Origin of the sequence: Tardiphaga sp. (genome assembly GCF_044336785.1) — a bacterium.
In the GTDB taxonomy this organism is placed as follows: domain Bacteria; phylum Pseudomonadota; class Alphaproteobacteria; order Rhizobiales; family Xanthobacteraceae; genus Tardiphaga.
In genome coordinates this window covers 1-2956 of record NZ_JBIIOT010000192.1, presented here as the reverse complement: position 1 = coordinate 2956, position 2956 = coordinate 1, and the positions used below count along the sequence as shown (strand labels likewise).

Below are 2956 nucleotides of genomic sequence, written 5' to 3'. Positions count from 1 at the left end.
GCGAAATCGGCCTTGAACTTGTCGAGACCGCCGAGATCCTCGTCGATCTTCTTGGCCAGACGGCCCGGCAGTTTGTCACCACCACCATTCGGCTTCATCCAGTTCCAGAAATGGAGATGGTTGTAGTGCTGGCCGGCATTGTTGAAGAGCGCGGCGTTCTTGCCGAACGAGCCCTTCACGATCTCTTCGAGCGACTTGCCCTCGAATTCGGTGCCCTTCAGCAGGTTGTTGCCATTGGTCACGTAAGCCTGATGGTGCTTATCGTGATGGAATTCCAAGGTTTCCTTCGACATATACGGCGCGAGCGCGTCATGAGCGTAGGGCAGATCGGGAAGCGTGAAGGTCATGGGGTCAAGGTCCACGTTAATGGGAGAGTTGGCTTAACGGGAACCTTTATAGAAGGTTCCCGTTCTCTCGCCCACCCTCTCATTTCATTCAGGCGGCGCTCGGCACCACCGACGGGACGGCATCACGCCGCACCGGCGGCTTCACATTCATCAGCATCTGGAAGCAGCCTGCGATCAGGCCGATAATGACGGCCGCTTGCCATGCACGATCGTAAGTGCCGAGATGCGAAAAGATCATCCCGCCGCCCCAGGCGCCCATGAACGAGCCGGCCTGATGGCTGAGGAAGGCGATGCCGGTCAGCGTTGCCATGTAACGCAGGCCGAACAGCTGCGCGACTAGGCCATTCACCAGCGGCACGACACCGAGCCAGAGCGAGCCAAGGACTGCCGCAAAAACGAGTGTCGTGGTTGGTGTCGCCGGGAAATAGAAGTATGCGGCGAGCGCGAATGACCGCGCGATGTAAATTCCGCCGAGCAAAATCTGCTTCGGATAACGGCCACCGAGCCAGCCGAAGGCATAGGAGCCGAACACATTGAAAAGGCCCACCATTGCCAGCGCGGTTGCGCCGAGCGACGGATCAAGGCCGCAGGTGGCGAGATAATTCGGCAGATGCGTGGTGATGAACACCAGTTGCAGGCCACACACGAAGAACGACAGCGCCAGCACGATATAGCCGGAATGGCCGAGTGCGGATTGCACGACCTCACCGAGCGACTGCGGCAGTTCATCGCTCGGGGCACGTTCGATCTTGTCGGACTGACCGGCGAACAAAGCTGCCGGAATCATCACCGCCGCGAGGCCGAGGAAGCCGATCAGCGCCACCTGCCAGCCGGCGGTGGAAATCAGCGTTTGTGCGAGTGGCGATGCGACGACGAGGCCGAGCGAACCAGCCGCCGAGACCGCGCCCATGGTGACGCTACGCTTGGCCGCCGACACCGAACGCGAAGCGACGGTCATCGTCATGCTCGAGGCCGTGCAGGACAGCGCGAGACCGACACACAAGCCCGCACCGAGCGTAAAATACAGGGGCGTGGTGGCGAACAGCATGAAAACGAGGCCGGCCGCATAGATGAAAACGCCTGAAATCATCACCCAACGCGCGCCAAACCGATCGGCGATGGCGCCGACGAAGGGCTGCGAGATGCCCCACATCACGTTCTGAAGCGCTGTCGCCAGCGAGAAATCGGCGGTCGTGATGGCAGTGTCGCGCAGGATCGATGGCTGGAAGAGGCCAAAGCTCTGGCGCATGCCCATGGCCAGGCTGAGCAACGTCGCCGCGCCGGCCAAAATTGCCCAGCGCTGATACTTGGTAAGCTCCGCCTCGGTCATTCCGTAGCCCTTGAGTTTGTAGAAGATTATTCTCACATAAGCACCGGATTCGATAAGTTTCCACCCATACACCGTTCTATAAGCCTGCACCGGACGCAGGGGTCATCGGCGAAAATGAGCATCGAAATTGAGATCGTGACGGGAGATCCGGCCTGGCCACGCGTCAAGCCGCTGTTTGACCTCGTTTGGCCGCCGGAGACAGTTGCCCAGTTCTCCTGGGGAAATGTCGAATTCGCACATGCCGACCTGCGCGTGATCGTCGAGGCTGACGAGCAGCCGGTCTGCCATGTCGGGCTGTATCGTCGCGAAGGCATCTGGCGGGAGCGCAAGATCCGGATCGGCGGCATCGGCGGCTTGGTCACGCATCCGGATTTCCAGCGCCAGGGCCTTGCCAGCGTAGCCATCGACGCCGCGCTGCATACGCTACGCGACGAGCGTTCGAACGATTTCGCACTGCTGTTCTGCGCTCCAGAAATGGCCGGCTTCTATACAAGCCGCAACTGGAAGCCCTTCATGGGCGAGGTGTTCGCGGAACAGAAAGGCGAACGCATCCGCTTCGACGCGCTGCAGCCGCTGGTCTATTATCTGAAGCGCGCACCCCATGAGGGGGACCTGGATCTGTGCGGCCTGCCGTGGTGACCTCACCCATATCCCGATCAAATCTCGGTAATTGCGACAATTTCGCTTTACCCTGGCGTCTCACGGCAATTGCGCGAATCCGTTTTCTTGTTATGCAAGCCGCCTGATCCGAGGAGAACTGCATGTCCATCCGCACCGCCGTCATGACCGCATTGCTGGGTGTCGCACTCGCCACCTCAGCGCAGGCACAGTCTGGCGATGTCAGCGGCGTGTGGCAGACCCAGGCCGGCGACGCCAATGTGCGCGTCCACAAATGCGGCTCCCAACTCTGCGGCACCATCGTCTCATTGCGTGACAAGATCGATCCGCGCACCGGCAAGGCACCGATCGACGACAAGAATCCCGATCCGAAGCTCGCAACGCGCTCGATGATCGGCGTGCACCTGTTCTTCGGCATGAAGCCGACCGCGCAGAATGCGTGGTCGGGCCAGATCTACAACGCCGATGACGGCCGCTACTATGCCAGCAATGTGTCGCTGGCCGGCCCCGATACGCTGAAGGTAGAAGGCTGCGTCGGCGCCCTCTGCGGCGGCGAGAACTGGACCCGCGTCGGTCGCTGATCAGGCGGGCATCGCCTTCAATGCCGTGGCCGCGGAGGCATAGCCGCCCCGCGCACCATCGATGAAATGAACATGATCGC

5 protein-coding genes are annotated in these 2956 nt (G+C 60.9%); 2 read left to right on the top strand and 3 right to left on the bottom strand.

Features of this window, described 5'->3' with window-relative positions; genetic code table 11:
* Together ACIQ2A_RS25850 and ACIQ2A_RS25845 are read right to left on the bottom strand one after the other, a co-directional pair.
* Positions 1–347 (bottom strand): superoxide dismutase (locus ACIQ2A_RS25850; RefSeq protein WP_398484928.1); only part of this gene is annotated, 347 nt, incomplete at its 3' end.
* Between the two features lie 88 nt (positions 348–435).
* Positions 436–1677, bottom strand: coding sequence for an MFS transporter (locus tag ACIQ2A_RS25845; RefSeq protein ID WP_398484926.1), 1242 nt, complete (start codon positions 1675–1677; stop codon positions 436–438).
* A 114-nt stretch (positions 1678–1791) separates the two neighbouring features.
* On the opposite strand from ACIQ2A_RS25845, the gene ACIQ2A_RS25840 reads away from it, so the two are divergent.
* Together ACIQ2A_RS25840 and ACIQ2A_RS25835 are read left to right on the top strand one after the other, a co-directional pair.
* Complete coding sequence (locus tag ACIQ2A_RS25840; protein WP_398484924.1) at positions 1792–2316, top strand: GNAT family N-acetyltransferase; 525 nt, start codon at positions 1792–1794, stop codon at positions 2314–2316.
* A gap of 122 nt (positions 2317–2438) precedes the next feature.
* The gene (locus tag ACIQ2A_RS25835) at positions 2439–2876 is read left to right on the top strand and encodes a DUF2147 domain-containing protein (protein ID WP_398484922.1); all 438 of its coding nucleotides are present in this window, start codon (positions 2439–2441) and stop codon (positions 2874–2876) included.
* On the opposite strand, the gene ACIQ2A_RS25830 is transcribed toward ACIQ2A_RS25835, so the two are convergent.
* Positions 2877–2956: DUF3095 family protein (locus ACIQ2A_RS25830; protein ID WP_398484930.1), on the bottom strand; the 80-nt coding region annotated here is incomplete at its 5' end.